We start from the raw sequence: 16,465 nt of genomic DNA on the forward strand, positions 1-16,465 counted from the left end.
TGAACGAGGCCCGCGGATCTCCTGGAGGGGGCCTTCGGGTCCGCCGAACGGCGCCCGCCCCCGGGCGTTCGGCCGCACCCGCGTCGCCCGATCGAGCGGTGCTCCCTCCCGCACCCACCGGCGGCACCAGAGAAAACCCCTGGTCAGGTCCCCCACACCACTTTCGAGGTGGGATTTCGCAGGGGATTCAAGGGGGGAAAACGGTGGAGTGAGAGACCCTCCGACGGGTAGACTTCCCTCAACACAACTGAGGAGACGCCATGTTGACACCTTGTATGTCACCCCTCGCGCCATCCCGCGTCTTACCCGTTTCATGACCGCCAGGAAGCAAGGAATCATGCAGCCACTGCGAGAGCCCGCGACCAATACGGTCACCAGGAGCGCCGTCGACGCGGTCACCGAGACCACCGCGCACGCCAACACGGTCCAGAAGTCGATCGCCGACATAGCGCGCTTCCTCCAGGACAACTTCGGGCAGAAACTCACCGCGTTCATCGCCGGTATCGAGGACCCGAAGCAGGTCGGCAAGTGGTCCAGCGCCCAGAACAGCCCGAGAATCGACTCCGAGCTGCGCCTGCGGGCGGCCTACCAGGTGTTCCAGATCATCGAGCTCCAGGAGAACTGCCACACGGCACGCGCCTGGATGATCGGCATGAATCCGCAGCTGGAGGACGACTCACCGCTGCAGGCCATCGCCGAGGACCGGCACAAGGACGTCATGGCGGCGGCCCGCTCGTACGTCAAGGGCGATCTCTGACGCGCCCCACGAGCTTGCTTGCATATGCAAGGATTTCGCGCCTATCTTGGCGCGTATGCAGTCCTACACCATCGGTCAGGCGGCCCGGCTGCTCGGCGTGAGCCCGGACACCGCACGGCGGTGGGCGGACGCCGGGCGGGTGGCGACGCACCGGGACGAGGGCGGGCGGCGGCTGATCGACGGGCGGGATCTGGCCGCGTTCTCCGTCGAGCTCGCCAAGAGCGGCAGCGGTGAGGAGGACGCCTCCTACACCTCCGTACGCAACGCGTTCCCGGGCATCGTCACCGCCGTCAAGCTCGGCGACGTGGCGGCCCAGGTGGAGATCCAGGCCGGACCACACCGGCTGGTCTCCCTGCTGACCCGGGAGGCCGTCGAGGAACTCGGCCTCGAGGTCGGCATGGAGGCCACCGCCCGCGTGAAGTCAACGAACGTGCACATCGACCGGGTATAGGGCCTGCCTTTCGGATCAGGCCCGATGCCCGTCGGGCGGCGGCCTCGACGACCGTGCGATTACCTGCTCATCCGGTGACGGAGTACGAGTGCGCCCCCGTCCCCGCCAGCGCACCCCCGTCGACGATCAGGTACTCGTCCCGGATCGGGGTCCCGTCGAGCCACGACTCCAGGATCTCCCGGGTGCCCGCCGCGTAACGGGCCTGCGCGGACAGCGACGAACCCGAGATGTGCGGGGTCATCCCGTGGTGCGGCATGCTGCGCCAGGGGTGGTCGGCCGGGGCGGGCTGCGGATACCAGACGTCACCCGCGTACCCCGCCAACCGCCCACCGCGCAGCGCCCGTTCGACCGCGTCGCGGTCCACGATCCGGGCCCGCGCCGTGTTGATGAGATAGGCGCCGCGCTTCATCGTGGCGAGCAGCTCGTCGCCGAACAGGCCCTCCGTCTGCGGGTGCAGCGGCGCGTTGACGGTGACGACGTCGCAGTGCGGAACCATCTCGGCGGCCGTGGCGTGGAAGGTCAGACCGAGCTCCCGCTCCACCTCCGCCGGCAGCCGGTGCCGGTCCGTGTAGTGCAGCTTCACGTCGAAGGGCGCGAGGCGGCGCAGCACCGCGAGGCCGATGCGTCCGGCGGCGACCGTACCGACGTGCATGCCCTCCAGGTCGTACGAACGGGCCACGCAGTCCGCGATGTTCCAGCCGCCGTCCAGGACGACCTGGTGGGAGGGGAGGTAGTTACGGACGAGGGAGAGCGTCATCATCACCACGTGTTCGGCGACGCTGATGCTGTTGCAGTACGTCACCTCGGCGACGGTGACGCCGCGCGCGATGGCCGCGTCCAGGTCGACGTGGTCGGAGCCGATGCCCGCCGTGATCGCCAGCTTGAGGTTCTTCGCGGCGGCGATCCGCTCGGGGGTCAGATAGGCGGGCCAGAACGGCTGCGAGATGACGACGTCGGCGTCCGGCAGCTCCCGGTCGAAGACGGAACCGTCACCGTCCTTGTCGGAGGTGACGACCAGGGTGTGCCCGCGCTCCTCCAGGAAGCGGCGCAGACCGAGTTCGCCGCTCACACTGCCGAGGAGGTGGCCGGGGGTGAAGTCGGTCGCCTTCGGGGTGGGCGCGGTCTGGCCGCCGGGGTAGTGGTCGATGACGGGGAGGTCGTCCCGGGCGTACGTCGTGGGGTTTCCGTCGGTCGGGTCGTCGTACAGCACGCAGAGCACCTTGGCCATGACGCGGCTCTCCTCAACTCCGTTGATCGTGGGCTCCGTTGAACGGACGGTGTTATCACGATCCCCGGGGCCGATCGCGCTGGTCAAAGCGAACCTCGCTATGCCCGCATAGACGGCGGCTATCAACTCCCGCCGTCAGCCGCGCCCGCCCAGATAGGTGCGGAGCAGAGTGTCCAGCGCGTCCCTCACCCCCGCCTCCCGCGCCACCGTCAGCAGCGCCTCCGCGAGCACGGACGGGGGATCGTCGCGCGCCACGACCAGGCCCACCCTCGGCCCGTGCGCGGGCCCCTCCAGCGGCACCACCCGCATCCCCCGCGGCACCCCGAACATATGCAGCCAGGCATGGGAGATCACGCTGGACCAGCGGCCGCCGGGCAGATGCGCGTACAGCCCGGCGACACTGTCCGACTCGATCGCCGGGGCCGCCTTCGCACCGTCCGCCGCGAAGCACTCGTCGATGATCCGCCGGTTGCGCATCCGGGGGCTCAGCAGGCACAGGGGCAGGGCGGCCACGTGCGCCCAGCGGGCGGTCGTGGCCGCGCCGAGCGGGCCGGTCACCGGGGTGAGGAGCACATATCGCTCCTCGTAGAGCGGGAAGCGGCGTACGTGACGGAGCTCTTCGTCGTCGAGATACGTCATCGCCGCGTCGAGCTCGAACTCGGCGAGCCCTTGCGTGATCTCGGCCGACGACAGGGACTCCAGGCCGACGCGGGCCCCCGGGTGACGCTCGCAGAACGGGGTGGTGAGGAGGGAGGCGGCGGGCAGCGCGGTGGGGACGATGCCCAGGCGCAGGGTGCCGGTCAGACCGCCGCGCAGCGCCGACAGCTCCTGGTGCAGGGCGTCGCGCTCGGCGAGGATGCGGTGCGCCCAGGCGAGCACCACCTCCCCCTCCGGGGTCAGCCCCTCGTACCGTCTGCCCCGGCGCACGATCGGCACGTCCAGTTCGTGTTCGAGACGGCGGATCGCGGCGGACAGCGAGGGCTGCGAGACGAAGCAGGCGGCCGCCGCACGGGCGAAGTGCCGCTCCCTGGCCAGCGCGACCAGGTACTCCAGCTGACGCAGCAGCATCCGCGACCTCCCCGGCGGGTCAGGCTCGCAGATGCCCCTGCGTCACGTCCATGCCCTCGGTGACTACGTCCATGACGGGTAACGCCCGTCCACCCGGATCGTGTTGATGCCGCTGATGTGCCGGGCGCCGCAGCGGTCCTGGGGCAGTACGAGCTGGGGGCCCGCCCGGTCCAGCGGGGTGTCGTCGATGCCGACCGCGAGAAGGACCGGGGCGTGCGCGAAGTCCGGGTCGATCTCGGCCCAGGTGAGGAGCGCGTGATGGCCGTCCGCCCCGGTCACCGCGATGAGGAAGCGCAGCCGGTCCTTGCGGCGGGCGGGGTCGAAGCCCGGTCCGGCGTCGTACAGGACGTCGTGCAGCAGGGGCCCCTCGAAGCGGTGGTGCTGTACGCCGCTGGTGGCGCACTCGAAGCTCACCCGGGTCCGGTGCTGGGGCCAGGCCAGCAGGTCGGGCACGGTCAGCCGGACCGGGCGGGCGAGGTCTCCGGTCAGGGTGACCGACGCGAGCGAGTGAGCGGGCGGCTGAGTCAGGGACTGCCCCACTGGGCACCACCTCCCGCATGTCCGTACCCAGGAGGCGGTCCCGTACAAACGCACATGCGTATATACAGGCAACGATTGTGCAGCTCATGCGATGTGACAGGAGACTTCCGGCTCGCATCTGCGGAAGTATGATCGGCGTAAGCATGCCTGAGGCTTCCGAGGGAGTAGACCCGTGATGACCCGATCCGCGCGCCGGACCCGCACCCGCACTCTGCGCGTGGCGGGCGTGGGTGCCGCCGCGCTGCTGGCCCTGAGTGCCTGCTCGTCCTCCGACTCCGACTCCTCCTCCGACTCCTCCCCGAAGTCGGACACTTCGGCCTCCTCCTCGCCGAAGCTCTCCGGCACGGTGACCGTCTTCGCCGCCGCCTCGCTCAAGGAGAGCTTCACGACCCTGGGCAAGGAGTTCGAGAAGGCCAACCCGGGTACGAAGGTCACCTTCAACTTCGCCGGCAGCGACGCGCTCGCCGCCAGCATCACCGGGGGCGCCCCGGCCGACGTGTTCGCCGCGGCCAGCCCCAAGACGATGGCGATCGTGACGGACAAGAAGGACGCCGCGACCACGCCCGCGACCTTCGTGCGCAACCAGTTGGAGATCGCGACCCTGCCGGGCAACCCCGACAAGGTCGCCTCCCTGAAGGACCTCACCAAGTCCGGCCTCAAGGTCGTGCTCTGCGACAAGACGGTGCCGTGCGGTGCCGCCGCGCAGAAGGCGCTGGACGCGAGCAAGCTGAAGCTGACCCCGGTCTCCTACGAGCAGGACGTCAAGAGCGCCCTGACGAAGGTGGAGCTGAAGGAGGCCGACGCCGCCGTCGTCTACAAGACCGATGTGAAGGCGGCGGGTGACAAGGTGGAGGGCGTGGAGTTCCCCGAGTCGGCCAAGGCCATCAACGACTACCCGATCGCCCTGCTCAAGGACGCGCCCAACGCGGAGGCGGCGAAGGCGTTCATCGCGCTCGTGCAGTCCGCCGAGGGCCAGAAGGTGCTCACCGTCGCGGGGTTCCTGCAGCCGTGACCGAGCTGGACGCCTCCGACGCCGCGACCGACACCCTCACCGGTGGGCCGCGGCGCCGGCGCGTCCGGACGGGCGGCCGGCCGACCGGGGTCCCGCTCCCCCTCCTCCTCCCCGCCCTGGTCGGCCTGGCCTTCCTCCTCCTCCCGCTGATCGCCCTGCTCGTACGGGCCCCCTGGGGGGACCTCCCGAACCAGCTGACCAGTACGGAGGTCTGGCAGGCGCTCCAGCTGTCCCTGGTCTGCGCCACGGCGGCGACCGGGGTGAGCCTGGTGCTGGGCGTGCCGCTGGCCTGGCTCCTCGCCCGTACGGACTTCCCCGGCCGGGGCTTCGTACGGGCCCTGGTGACGCTGCCCCTCGTGCTGCCCCCCGTGGTGGGCGGTGTGGCACTGCTGCTGGCGCTCGGGCGCAACGGCGTCGTCGGGCAGTGGCTGGACTCGTGGTTCGGGATCACGCTGCCGTTCACCACGGCGGGCGTCGTGGTCGCGGAGGCGTTCGTGGCGATGCCGTTCCTGGTCATCAGCGTGGAGGGCACGCTCCGGGCGGCCGATCCGCGCTACGAGGAGGCCGCCGCGACGCTCGGCGCCTCCCGGTTCACCGCGTTCCGGCGGGTCACCCTGCCGTTGATCGCGCCCGGGATCGCCGCGGGTGCCGTACTGGCGTGGGCGCGGGCGCTGGGCGAGTTCGGGGCGACGATCACCTTCGCGGGCAACTTCCCCGGCCGCACCCAGACCATGCCGCTCGCCGTCTACCTGGCCCTCCAGAACGACCCGGCCGCCGCGATCGCCCTGAGCCTGGTCCTGCTGGCGGTGTCGATCGCGGTCCTGGCGGGCCTCAGGGACCGCTGGACGGCGGCGCCGTCATGACGGACCCGACGCTCCCCCCGGGCAAGCCGCCCGCCTCCGACAAAGGCCTCGACGCCCACCTGGTCGTCCACCGCGACGCCTTCCGTCTCCACATCGCCCTGGCCGCCGCGCCCGGTGACGTCGTCGCGCTGCTCGGGCCGAACGGGGCGGGCAAGAGCACCGCGCTGCGGGCGCTGGCGGGGCTCACACCGTTGTCCGACGGCGGGCGGATCCGACTGGACGGCGCCGACCTGGGGCGCACGCCGCCCGAGGCACGCCCGGTCGGCGTCGTCTTCCAGGACTATCTGCTCTTCCCGCACCTGTCCGCCCTGGACAACGTGGCGTTCGGACCGCGCTGCCAGGGCGTGCCGAAGGCGGCGGCGCGGGAGCAGGCGGCGCGGTGGCTGGAGCGGATGGGGCTGGCCGAGCACGCGGCCGCCAAACCGCGCCGGCTGTCCGGCGGACAGGCCCAGCGCGTCGCACTCGCCCGCGCGCTGGCCACCCACCCCCGGCTGCTCCTGCTGGACGAGCCGCTCGCCGCGCTGGACGCCCGCACCCGCCTCGACGTGCGCTCCCAACTCCGGCGCCATCTCAGCGACTTCGAGGCCGTCGCCGTCCTCGTGACGCACGATCCGCTGGACGCGATGGTGCTCGCCGACCGGCTGGTCGTCGTCGAGCACGGCCGGGTGGTCCAGGAGGGCACGCCGTCGGACATCGCCCGCCACCCGCGCACGGACTACATCGCCCAGCTCGTCGGCCTCAACCTCTACCGGGGCGCGGCCGAGGGCCACACCGTACGACTGGACGAGGGTCCGGCGATCACCACGACCGAGGACCTGGCCGGTCCCGTCTTCGTGGCGTTCCCGCCCGGCGCCGTCACGCTGTACCGCGAGCGCCCGACCCGCTCCAGCGCGCGCAACCTGTGGCAATGCGAGGTCGCGGGCCTGGAGACGCACGGCGACCAGATCCGCGCGGACCTCACCGGTGAGCTCGCGCTCGCCGCGGACCTGACGACGGTCGCCGCGGCCGAGCTCGACCTGCACACCGGGGCGCCGGTCTGGGCGACGGTGAAGGCCGCCCAGACGCACGCGTATCCGGCCTGACGAGGAGTGACCAGAAGGGGTCACTCCTCCCGGTCACTCCGCCTTGGGTACGGCCTCCGCGCGGACCATCACGCAGTCGAACTCGACGACCCGGCCGGTGCTCTCCTCACGCGTCACCGGGTACATGCCCGAGATCTCGAACCCGCTGCCCTCGTACGTGGCGATCGACTCGCTCATCCTGGGGCTGCCCTCGTAGAGCCGCAGGGCCGCGACCTCCGACTGCATGCCCACGAAGTCCGCGATCCGCTCCCCGGCCCCCGCGAACACCTCCAGGTCGTAGCCCTGGGTGTCCATCTTCAGATACGGCCGGGGGTCGTCGATGCCGTCGAGCGCCTTCTCCAGCATCCCGTCGAGGCGCCGGATCTCGATCTCCTCGGTGTTGGTCTTCGCGAACCTGAGGTAGCGGTCCTTGCCGTAGTCGCTGGGCGGGAGCAGGGAGTTCATGGTGTTCCAGCCCACGTGGATGGACTGCGCGGAGTCCTCACGGCCGAGCCCGACGTTGTACACCCACCAGTCGTCGTCCTTCTTGGCGGCGCGCTCCAGCTTCTCGAAGGCGTCCTTGGTGGGCTCGAAGGAGACGATCCGGCCGGTGTAGCCGAGCTTGCGCAGCCGCCGCCCGTACTGGCCGGAGTTGGCGCCCACATCGAACACGCAGTTGACCTGGTACTTCTCCAACAGGGCAGTAACGTGCTGGGTACACAGATACTCGGCGGTGGCAAGCTGGAAACGGCGTTCGTCGGCCGCCGAGGCCGTCTCGTCGACCAGCAGCCGTCCACCGGACTCACCGAAGGAGACGCTGCCCCAGACGTCACCGGGCGACGAAGGCTCCCGGGCGACCACCCACATGTCCGCCTTCGCCTCCGCGCCCACCGGCGTAACCACGTACTCTCCACTGCCGCGAGCGATCAGATCGGCGGCGCGCCCCACGGGGACACGGGTGCGTTTGCCGCGCCGGTAGACCACCGCCGCACCCGAACCGAGATCAAGAACCCGCACCCCGATCCGGGGCAGCAGACCGAGCATTCTTCTGTAAAGGGTCGGCATCCCCACACCCTTTCAGACTCCTGTGAGACACGGGAGTGGTCGGAGAACTTTCGAGCGGAAGGACGGCAAGTGAACACGAGCACCGATCCGGAGAAGCCGGCGACGGCCGCCGCACTGGGTATGCGAAGGCATCCCGAGGGCGGCTGGTTCGTGGAGACGTGGCGGGCGGCGCGGGACTTCCACCCCGACGGCTACCCGGGTCCCCGGGCCGCCGCCACCGCCATCTACTTCCTCCTGTCCCCCGGGGAGACCAGCGCCTGGCACACGGTCCGCTCCGACGAACTGTGGCTGTGGCACCGCGGCGGCCCCCTCGACCTCCTCCTCGGCGGCGACGGCGAAGCCCCGGACGGGGAGCCGACGGTCCTGCGTCTGGGCCCCGCGCTGGAAAGCGGCGAACGCCCGCAGGGCCTGGTCCCCGGCCACGTCTGGCAGTCCGCCCGCCCGGCCGGCGATCAAGAGGTCCTGGTCAGCTGCGTGGTGGCCCCCGGCTTCGACTACGCGGACTTCCGCCTCCTCGGCAACGGGCCGTGAACCGACGGCAACCCTGCCGTGAACCACCACCAACTCTGTACATCCTTGGCGGCTTTGTGACCTCCGCCGCTGGTTGCCGATCGCCGGGGGCGGGCATCACCCGGGGGCAGGGCCGCGCACCGTTTCGCGCGGGGCCCGGTCGGCGGGGGTCCGGCCGCCGGGTACCGGTTGTCCTGGGAGGGGAAGTGAGGTTGTCATGCGTGCGCAGCAGCGCGCCGCCCGACTGACCGCCCGCGTGGAGTACACGCTGCCGCGCGCGGCCGTTTCAGCAGGCAGGGCCCGTCGGTTGACCTCGGCGTTCCTGACCCGTCCGCGTCCGCGGACGGCGGCGCCGACCGCCGACCAGGTCGACGACGCCACGCTCATCGCGTCGGAGCTCGTCGCCAACGCCGTCCGGCACGGCCGCACCGGCTGTCGGCTGCGGCTGCAGTTGGGACACGGCGGCGAGGTGACCGTCGAGGTTCACGACGACAGCCCCGGCCGCCCCCGGGTGGGCCTGGTGGACTCCGACGCCGAAAGCGGCCGCGGCCTCGCGATGGTCCAGCACCTCGCCCACCGTCTGGAAGTCGTCGACACGGGCATCGGCGGCAAGACGGTCCGAGCGATCCTGGCGGTGTGACCCCGCCTCACCCGGGAGGGTGACACGGGGCGGGCTGTCCAGCGGAGTCGACCGGTGGAGGGCCCGCTCGCAGGTAGAGACAAGCATGCGCTTCTCTCCTCACAAGCCTCATCTGCCGCACAAGCCGCACAAGAAGATCTGGGTGCCGGCGGTCGCGGCCACGACGGCGCTGGCGGGCACCCTGACCGCCCTCCTGCTCCTGCTCTCCGGCAGCGGAGAGGCACCCCCGCACCCGGTCTCGGCGGACGAGGCCCAGCGCATGGCACTGGCCCGCTTGCGCGCGTACGAGGCGAGTCCCTCGGAGGTGACGGTGCGGCTGCCCGCGGCGGAGACGGGGGACGGGACGATCACGGTGCGCGGGGTGGTCGACCACCATGTGCACCGGGCGGTGGGCGCGTACGAGATCGCCGACGGCACCCGGACCTTGCAGGGCCTGCTCGCCTGGGATTCGGAGGGCATCGCCGTGGCCCGCCCCCCGGCTGCCGCGCCCGGCGCGGAGCCCGGCCGAGCGACTGCCAGGCCGCCCGCCCCGGACATCGTGACGACGGCCGCGCAGGCCGTCCGCAGGGCCGCCACCCTCAAGCGCGGGGAGTGGACCCGCCGCCCCTACTCCACGGCGCCCTTGGACCGAGCCCTGCGTCTGGTGCTGTCGGTGGCCGCCGACCGCCCCGCGGACGCGCAACTCCTCGCCCGTTCGGGGCCGTTGTGGCTGCGTGACGAACGCCTGGACGGCCACGGTTACGGCGTTTTCGCCGGCCCCCGCCCGAGCGCCTCCGCGACCCCCGCCGACACCTCCGCCCTCACCTACTGGATCGACACCGACGGCAACCTCCGCCGCGTCACCGACCGGATGTCCCCGGGCCGCTACGCGACGGTGGACTTCGTGGCGGCGAGGGTACGGACGGGTGTCCCCGGCGCCCCGTGGATGAAAGGCTGAGGGGACTTTCCTCGACTGCGCGGGCCGGAGAAAAAGGCGTGAATGCTGGGCCGAACGGGGTGTTACGCGGTCTCGGCCCAGCTGGGAACGGCGGCGCGGGCCGGGGTGGCGGCCGGGCGGCAGACGAAGCCCAGACGGGTGAGGGCGCGAGCCACCTCGACCTCGGTGAAGTCACGACGGTCCTGCTTGGTGATGACCTCCCCGACCTGCTTCACGGGGTAGGTGTGCGGGCCGATGACCACGGACGCGCTGGTGACGGGTTCGGGCTCGACGTCCGCCATCGAGTGCTCGACCTCGCTCTTGATGAGGTCGAAGGGGAAACGGGCGATCACACAACGCATGGTGTCTCCGCGGGTGAAGTTTCACGGCGCCGGAAGGTGGGCACAGCAGACCGGAAAGTGGGCACGACGGCCAGAAAATTCGCCGGAAATTCAATCCGGAACAACCAGGAACGACCGGGGCTGAACCGGGGCCGAACCGGAAGGAAGAAAAAAGCAGGTGGCCGGGGCCCGCACCTCGTGGTGCAGGTCCCGGCCACCTGTAAGCGTCGGCCGACTCAGAAGTCAGGCGTCAGCGGGTCCCGGACTAGGCGGGGACGATGTTCTCCGCCTGCGGGCCCTTCTGGCCCTGCGTGACGTCGAAGGTCACCTTCTGGCCTTCCTGGAGCTCACGGAAGCCCTGGGTGGCGATGTTCGAGTAGTGGGCGAAGACGTCGGCGCCGCCGCCGTCCTGCTCGATGAAGCCGAAGCCCTTTTCCGCGTTGAACCACTTCACGGTGCCAGTAGCCATGTCAAATCTCCTTCGGGGCAAAGCTCGAGGACCCACACTGTGCGGGTCCGCGTCGCCGCAATGATTGCCCCATCCGGAAAAACTCCCGGATAATTCAGAAGCGACCGACCGGTACGGACCGGAAAGTGCGCTCCAAGACTTTGGGAACCACAACTGCAACTGATATCGACACTAGCACGTGCGGCTCCCGGAGGGCGGCGCACTATCTCACCCCACCCCAGGGAATAAAAAAACCGCCCGGACGGCGGCCCATTTTCTATCCCGGCCATGACAGATATTTCCCTCGGGGCCCGGCCGCTCACCCGGACGGCCCGGTGCGCTGGTGGGCCGCCCGCCCCGGTGGTGGCGTGAGAGCGACACCCGCGCGTCCGCCCCCCAGGAGGCCTCCGCCATGAAGGTTCCGAACGGCCCGAACGGCCCGAACGGCCCGTACCGTCTCCTCGTCCGCGCCCTGACCGCGGGCGTCCTCATATCGGCGTCCGCGTGCTCGTGGCACGGCATCAAGAGGCAGGCGGACGCTCCGTCCGTCATACCCCCCGCCTCCTCCGTCGCCCCGTCCCTCACCGCCGCCCAGGCCTCGGCCGCGCTGATCACCCAGGGCGAGCTGGGCGGTCGCTGGTCCGCCACGCAGGGCGGGGCGACCTGGCGCGACGGGCTCCTCAAGGGCAGGACGGACGCACCGGACTGTCAGCGACTGCTCGACGGCCTGTACGCCGAGGACCTGTTGGGCGAGCCGAAGGGACCCCGGGCCGTCGTGGGCCTCGACGCGATCGACAACGCGGCCCAACTGCGGTACCAGGTCGCCGCGTACGCCGCCCCTTCGGAAGTGGACGCCAAGCTGGCCTGGTTGCGGACGCTGCCCGCGAAGTGCGCGCAGTTCACGTCCACGGACGTGCGGGGCGGGCGGCTCAACGTGACGGTCGTGCCCGCGGTGTTGCCCGGGGTGGGTGACGCGCGGGAGGGTCTTCGACTGACGATGAGCGGTCAGCCGTCGGCCGACAGCCGTGACGCTCCCGGCGGGGGGTCGATGCTGACGCTGGACTTCGCCGCCGTGCGGGTCGGTGACCGGGCGGTCTCCCTCACCAACGGCGGGCTCGGTGGGGCGGCGCAGGACTCCACCCTGCAGGCCGTCCAACTCGGCACGCAACGCCTCCAGAACGTCCTGGCGGGCCGGCCCCCGACCACCGTGCCGGCCGACATTCCCACCGACACGCCCGCCCAGACCCCTACCGACACGCCGGTCCAGACGCCCACCGACACGCCCGTCCAGACCCCTACCGACACGCCCGTCCAGACCCCTACCGACCCGCCGGCCTACAGGCCCGTCCAGACCCCAGCCGACCCACCGACCTACAGGACCGCCCGGCCCCGTACCGCCCCGCCGACCTACAGGCCCGCCCAGCCCCGTACCGCCCCGCCGACCTACAGGCCCGCCCGGCCCCGTACCGCCCCGCCGACCTACAGGCCCGCCCAGCCCCGTACCGCCCCGCCGACCTACAGGCCCGCCCAACCCCCTACCGACACTCCGACCTACAGGCCCGCCAAGCCTCCTACCGACCCGCCGACCTACACGCCCGCCCAACCCCCTACCGACACTCCGGCCGAAACCCTCACCGACAGAACCGACAGAACCGACACCGCCGGCCTCACCGACACCGCCGACACCGCCGACACCGCCCAAGAGGACTGAACCCGGGGACGGGCACCGGACTCGGTCCGTCGGACAGTCCCTAGGAAAGCGCGTCTCCGCGGACTCCCATCCGGCGCAACAAGGCCAGCAGTGTGGCCCGTTCCTCCTCGTCCAGCGGGGCGAAGGACGCGCCGAGCACCTCGCGCGCGACCTCACCGCCCGCCTCCAGGATCCGTTCGCCCGCCTCGGTGAGGTGGTGCTCGATCCGGCGTCCGCGGCCGGGCCGGCGTTCGACGAGGTGCTGGGCGGCGAGCCGGCTCGCGAGCGTGCCGAAGGACTGGTCGCCCTGGAAGGTCGCCAGCGCCAGTTCGTGCGCGGAGGCGCCGGGCGACCGCGCGATGGCGCGCAGCGCGTCCCACTGGGCGAGGGTCGTACCGACTTTCGCGAGCCGGGTGTCGAGCGCCCGGTGGTGCCGGTACTGCGCCTCCTTCACCGCCCGCCCCAGCACTTCGAGGTCGACCGGACCCTCGCGGTCCACGCGCTCCCGCTCCACGTTCCCCTGTTCCACCGTCATGCCTCGATTCTAATCCCGTATCTACGCTTGCGTATATACGTATGCGTAGATACAGTCTGGCGCATGGCCGACACCGAAGCACGCACCGTGACACGCACCGCCCACATCCGCCCCGACCTCCCCCTCGCCCTCACCGAGAGCGGCCCGGCCGACGGCCGGATCGCGCTCGTTCTGCACGGGGGTGGCGGGCCTGCCACCGTGCGGTCCATCGCCGCGCACCTCTCCGAGCGGATGCGGGTCGTCCTGCCGACACACCCGGGCTGGAACGGGGCCGAGCGGCCCGACTGGTTCACCGGCGTGGACGACCTCGCCCTCGCCTATCTGCAGTGGCTCAAGGACGAGGGCCACCGCGACGTCCTCGTCGTCGGCTCCTCGCTCGGCGGCTGGACCGCCGCCGAGATGGCCGTCCGCGACGACGGCGACCGCATCACCGGCCTCGTGCTCGTCAACTCCGCCGGGGTGGACGTGCCCGGCGAGCCGGTCCGCGACGTCTTCGCCCTCGGCCCGGGGGAGATCAGCACGTACTCCTTCCACGACCCGGCCCGCTTCGGCGTGAACCCCGCGACCCTCACCGAGGACCAGATCACGGCCCAGAAGGCCAACATGGTGACCATGCGGACGCTGTGCGGGGACCCGTACATGCACGACCCGAAGCTGCTGAACCGCCTCGGGCGCGTCCAGGTCCCGGCCCTCGTGCTGTGGGGGGAGAGCGACCGCATCGTGACGCCCGCGTACGGGCGGGCCTTCGCGGCGGCGTTCGCCGACGCGCGGTTCGTCACCGTGCCCGAGGCCGGTCATCTGCCCCACATCGAGCAGCCCGCCAGGACCTTCGCCGCGTTCGACGCCTACCTCGACGACACCTACCCGGCCGGTACGGCCGCCACGGACGGCGCTACGGACACCGACGGCTCGGGCGTGCCGACGGTCTGACCGGGCGAGGCCTCCGTGCCACCGACGCCGCCCGGCAGGACCGAGCCGTCGCTCTCCGACGGATCCAGGCCCGTCGCGGTCGGGGTGGCCGACGCGCCCTCGATCTCGATCGCCGCACCCGGCGCCAACTGCTCGTACAGCCACTGCGCGTCCTCGCGACGCAGGCCGATCCAGCCGCTCGTGACGTCGTAGTTCCCGGGGGCCTTCTCGTCGCTCGTGAGGGCTCCGATGACGTTCGTCGTGCCGTCGGCGGCGCGCAGACCGATCGCCCAGGCCACCTTCTCCACGTACTTGCCCGAGAACATGGGCTCCGCCTTCATCTCCTCCTTCGTGACGACCGTCATCCGTCCCGTCGCCGTGGGGTAGCGGACGGAACCGGAGGAGATCGGCAGTTCGCGGCCCGCGACCGTCAGCACGCGCCGCGCGAGGTCGACGGTGGCGACGGGCCCGGCGGGGGTGCGGGTCGGGGCGGGCGTGCTGGGCGGGGCGGTGGGGCTCGCGGCCGGGGAGGGGCGGTCCTCGCGGTCGCCGCCGGTGAGGTTCAGGGCCACGACCAGGGCCAGGCTCGCGGCGGCGCAGGCACCGGCGACGGTCACGGCGGTCCGTCGAAAACGCCTGCGGCGTACGGCCCGCAGCCGGATCTCGGCGCCGGACAGCGACGGGGGTGTCTCGGCGTCCTGGGCCAACTCGCGTAGGCCGGAGGCGAGTTCATCGGACACGGTCGTCCTCCCTCTTCCCCTCGTCCGTCGGGTTCAGCGAGTGCGCGGAGCCCGGCGAATCCGGCGAGTCCGAGGAACCCGCGGACGGTTTCCCCCTGTCCGCGATCTTCTTCCCCCCGTCGGCGGTCTCCCACTCGTCCGCCGTCGCCAGCGTCTGCGCCAGCGCCGCCCGGCCGCGGGACAGCCGGGCCTTGACCGTGCCCACGGGGGCACCGGTTTCGGAGGCTACCTGCTCGACACTGAGGTCGCACAGATGGTGCAGGACCACTGCCATCCGCTGCGCCTCGGGCAGCGTGCGCAACGCGGCGACCAGCGCGGTGCGTTCGGGGTCGGGGCCCGGCGTGTGCTCGGGCGGCGGGGTGCGGCGGACGAGTTCGAGCCAGCGGCGCGCACGGCGCCAGCGGCTCACCGCGAGCCGCATCGCCACGGTCCGTATCCACGCCTCGGGTGCCCCTTCGGCGAGGAACTCCCGGCGCCGGTCCCAGGCGCGGACGAACGCCTCCTGGACGACGTCCTGCGCCTCGCCGTGGTCCCCGGTGAACGCGTAGAGCTGCCCGGTCAGCCGGGGGAACGCGGCGGCGTAGAACGCGTCGAACTCTTCCTCGGTCATGCCCCCCGTATCTTCCTCGGTCGTGCCCTCGCCGGAGACTTCGGAATTTCCGCCGCCCCGTGCAACCCGGCGGTCCGTGCCGTGCGTACAGGTCCCGTACGCCGCACATCGAAACACACCGCAGGGGGATCAGGATGACCAGCAGAGCCAGAAGCCGTCGCCTCGCGGCGAGTTGGACGGCGGCCTCCGTGTGCGCGCTCGCGCTCGCCGGCTGCTCGAAGGGGGCGGTGACGGGGAGCGCGGGCACCGAGGTGGACGCGGCGGCGAAGCCGAAGGCGATGGTCGATCAGAAGCGGACCGAGGCGCCCGTCGAGGCCAAGCCCCTCGCGAAACTGACCGACGCGCACATCAACATCGCCGACGGGCAGACCGTGGGCGTCGGCATGCCGATATCCGTCACCTTCGACCACGCGATACCGGCCGGTGAACGGGCCCAGGTGGAACGGCAGTTGAAGGTCGACGTCGATGTCGAGGGCTCCTGGAGCTGGGTGAAGGACCGCGATCTGCTGGAAGGGCAGCGGGTGGACTTCCGGCCGCGCGCGTACTGGAGCCCGGGCACCGAGGTCACCGTCCGGGCGGGCTCGGGCATCACCCGGCACTTCACCGTGGGCCGCTCGCTCGTCGCCGTCGTGAACGTGCGCACGCACCGGATGAAGGTCGTCAAGGACGGGCAGACGCGGATCGTCCCGATCACCGCGGGCGCCCCGGGCATGGACACCTGGAACGGCACGATGGTCGTCTCCGACAAGGCGGCCAAGGTCTTCATGAACTCGCGGACCGTCGGCTACGGCGACGCCTACGCGGGCTATTACTACTACGCCGTCCACCTCACCACCTCCGGGACCTACCTCCACCAGAACCCGAAGGCCAATACGTACGCCGGGCACCAGAACGTCACCCACGGATGCGTCGGACTCGCGACGGACGGCACCGCCAAGAAGTTCTACGACGAGGTCATCCCCGGCGACGTCGTCACCGTCGTCGGCTCCAAGGACACGGTGGCCGTGGGCAACGGCTACGGCGACTGGAACGCGGACTGGGCCCGGTGGCGGGCCGGCAGCGCGCTGAGGTGAGGCAGCGC

19 protein-coding genes and 1 pseudogene are annotated in these 16,465 nt (G+C 71.4%); 11 read left to right on the forward strand and 9 right to left on the reverse strand.

The features are described from left to right. The first annotated feature begins 337 nt into the window (after positions 1-337). Together OG568_RS25390 and OG568_RS25395 are read left to right on the forward strand one after the other, a co-directional pair. Positions 338-757 carry an XRE family transcriptional regulator gene (locus OG568_RS25390; protein ID WP_266432294.1) on the forward strand — a complete coding sequence of 140 codons (420 nt, stop codon included), beginning with the start codon at positions 338-340 and terminating at the stop codon, positions 755-757. A 55-nt stretch (positions 758-812) separates the two neighbouring features. Further along, complete coding sequence (locus OG568_RS25395) at positions 813-1,208, forward strand: TOBE domain-containing protein (protein WP_266584086.1); 396 nt, start codon at positions 813-815, stop codon at positions 1,206-1,208. Positions 1,209-1,275: 67 nt separating this feature from the next. On the opposite strand, the gene OG568_RS25400 is transcribed toward OG568_RS25395, so the two are convergent. From OG568_RS25400 to OG568_RS25410, 3 genes are all read right to left on the reverse strand, one after another. Further along, positions 1,276-2,436, reverse strand: a complete 1,161-nt coding sequence (locus tag OG568_RS25400) for an NAD-dependent formate dehydrogenase (RefSeq protein ID WP_329533237.1) — start codon at positions 2,434-2,436, stop codon at positions 1,276-1,278. Between the two features lie 135 nt (positions 2,437-2,571). Next, on the reverse strand, positions 2,572-3,504 hold the full coding sequence (locus OG568_RS25405) for a LysR family transcriptional regulator (protein WP_329533238.1): 933 nt from the start codon (positions 3,502-3,504) through the stop codon (positions 2,572-2,574). A gap of 63 nt (positions 3,505-3,567) precedes the next feature. Continuing rightward, positions 3,568-4,044, reverse strand: coding sequence for a molybdopterin-dependent oxidoreductase (locus OG568_RS25410; RefSeq protein WP_329533239.1), 477 nt, complete (start codon positions 4,042-4,044; stop codon positions 3,568-3,570). Between the two features lie 175 nt (positions 4,045-4,219). On the opposite strand from OG568_RS25410, the gene modA reads away from it, so the two are divergent. The 3 genes from modA to OG568_RS25425 are packed head-to-tail and all read left to right on the forward strand — an operon-like array spanning position 4,220 to position 7,001. Then, positions 4,220-5,056: a molybdate ABC transporter substrate-binding protein gene (gene modA / locus OG568_RS25415; RefSeq protein WP_329533240.1), complete on the forward strand. Its 837-nt coding sequence runs from the start codon at positions 4,220-4,222 to the stop codon at positions 5,054-5,056. After that, positions 5,053-5,919 (forward strand): molybdate ABC transporter permease subunit, encoded by an 867-nt coding sequence (gene modB / locus OG568_RS25420; RefSeq protein ID WP_329533241.1) that lies wholly within the window; start codon positions 5,053-5,055, stop codon positions 5,917-5,919. Before modA ends, modB begins: the two co-directional genes overlap by 4 nt. Then, positions 5,916-7,001, forward strand: coding sequence for an ABC transporter ATP-binding protein (locus OG568_RS25425; protein ID WP_329533242.1), 1,086 nt, complete (start codon positions 5,916-5,918; stop codon positions 6,999-7,001). The genes modB and OG568_RS25425 overlap by 4 nt, the downstream gene beginning before the upstream one ends. 33 nt (positions 7,002-7,034) lie before the next feature. Here the strand turns inward: OG568_RS25425 and OG568_RS25430 are convergent, their stop codons facing one another. Next, a complete protein-coding gene (locus OG568_RS25430) occupies positions 7,035-8,045 on the reverse strand; it encodes an FkbM family methyltransferase (protein ID WP_266584074.1) in 1,011 nt (336 codons plus the stop codon). A 69-nt stretch (positions 8,046-8,114) separates the two neighbouring features. Between OG568_RS25430 and OG568_RS25435 the strand changes: the two genes are divergently transcribed. The 3 genes from OG568_RS25435 (at position 8,115) to OG568_RS25445 (ending at position 10,132) form a co-directional block, all read left to right on the forward strand. Then, positions 8,115-8,576 carry a cupin domain-containing protein gene (locus tag OG568_RS25435; protein ID WP_266584072.1) on the forward strand — a complete coding sequence of 154 codons (462 nt, stop codon included), beginning with the start codon at positions 8,115-8,117 and terminating at the stop codon, positions 8,574-8,576. 196 nt (positions 8,577-8,772) lie between these two features. Continuing rightward, a complete protein-coding gene (locus OG568_RS25440) occupies positions 8,773-9,195 on the forward strand; it encodes an ATP-binding protein (protein ID WP_266432316.1) in 423 nt (140 codons plus the stop codon). A gap of 85 nt (positions 9,196-9,280) precedes the next feature. Beyond that, a complete protein-coding gene (locus tag OG568_RS25445) occupies positions 9,281-10,132 on the forward strand; it encodes a hypothetical protein (protein ID WP_329533243.1) in 852 nt (283 codons plus the stop codon). 62 nt (positions 10,133-10,194) lie between these two features. Here the strand turns inward: OG568_RS25445 and OG568_RS25450 are convergent, their stop codons facing one another. Next, positions 10,195-10,473, reverse strand: a complete 279-nt coding sequence (locus OG568_RS25450) for an SCO5918 family protein (RefSeq protein WP_329533244.1) — start codon at positions 10,471-10,473, stop codon at positions 10,195-10,197. A gap of 244 nt (positions 10,474-10,717) precedes the next feature. After that, positions 10,718-10,921, reverse strand: a complete 204-nt coding sequence (locus tag OG568_RS25455) for a cold-shock protein (RefSeq protein ID WP_010986199.1) — start codon at positions 10,919-10,921, stop codon at positions 10,718-10,720. A gap of 391 nt (positions 10,922-11,312) precedes the next feature. On the opposite strand from OG568_RS25455, the gene OG568_RS25460 reads away from it, so the two are divergent. Further along, positions 11,313-12,611, forward strand: a complete 1,299-nt coding sequence (locus OG568_RS25460) for a hypothetical protein (RefSeq protein WP_329533245.1) — start codon at positions 11,313-11,315, stop codon at positions 12,609-12,611. A gap of 40 nt (positions 12,612-12,651) precedes the next feature. On the opposite strand, the gene OG568_RS25465 is transcribed toward OG568_RS25460, so the two are convergent. Then, the gene (locus OG568_RS25465) at positions 12,652-13,125 is read right to left on the reverse strand and encodes a MarR family winged helix-turn-helix transcriptional regulator (RefSeq protein WP_329533246.1); all 474 of its coding nucleotides are present in this window, start codon (positions 13,123-13,125) and stop codon (positions 12,652-12,654) included. A 63-nt stretch (positions 13,126-13,188) separates the two neighbouring features. Here OG568_RS25465 and OG568_RS25470 point away from each other — a divergent pair, with 63 nt between their 5' ends. Beyond that, positions 13,189-14,055, forward strand: coding sequence for an alpha/beta fold hydrolase (locus tag OG568_RS25470; RefSeq protein WP_329533247.1), 867 nt, complete (start codon positions 13,189-13,191; stop codon positions 14,053-14,055). Here OG568_RS25470 and OG568_RS25475 read toward each other — a convergent pair. Together OG568_RS25475 and OG568_RS25480 are read right to left on the reverse strand one after the other, a co-directional pair. After that, positions 13,986-14,774, reverse strand: coding sequence for a L,D-transpeptidase (locus tag OG568_RS25475; protein ID WP_329533248.1), 789 nt, complete (start codon positions 14,772-14,774; stop codon positions 13,986-13,988). The genes OG568_RS25470 and OG568_RS25475 overlap by 70 nt on opposite strands. 115 nt (positions 14,775-14,889) lie before the next feature. Continuing rightward, positions 14,890-15,384 (reverse strand): annotated as a pseudogene (locus OG568_RS25480) (SigE family RNA polymerase sigma factor); the annotation flags it as partial. Between the two features lie 134 nt (positions 15,385-15,518). Here OG568_RS25480 and OG568_RS25485 point away from each other — a divergent pair. After that, entirely contained in the window at positions 15,519-16,457 is a 939-nt protein-coding gene (locus tag OG568_RS25485; protein WP_329533249.1) for a L,D-transpeptidase, read from the forward strand. The last annotated feature ends 8 nt before the right edge of the window (positions 16,458-16,465 follow it).

It is taken from the genome of Streptomyces sp. NBC_01450 (assembly GCF_036227505.1).
GTDB lineage: Bacteria > Actinomycetota > Actinomycetes > Streptomycetales > Streptomycetaceae > Streptomyces.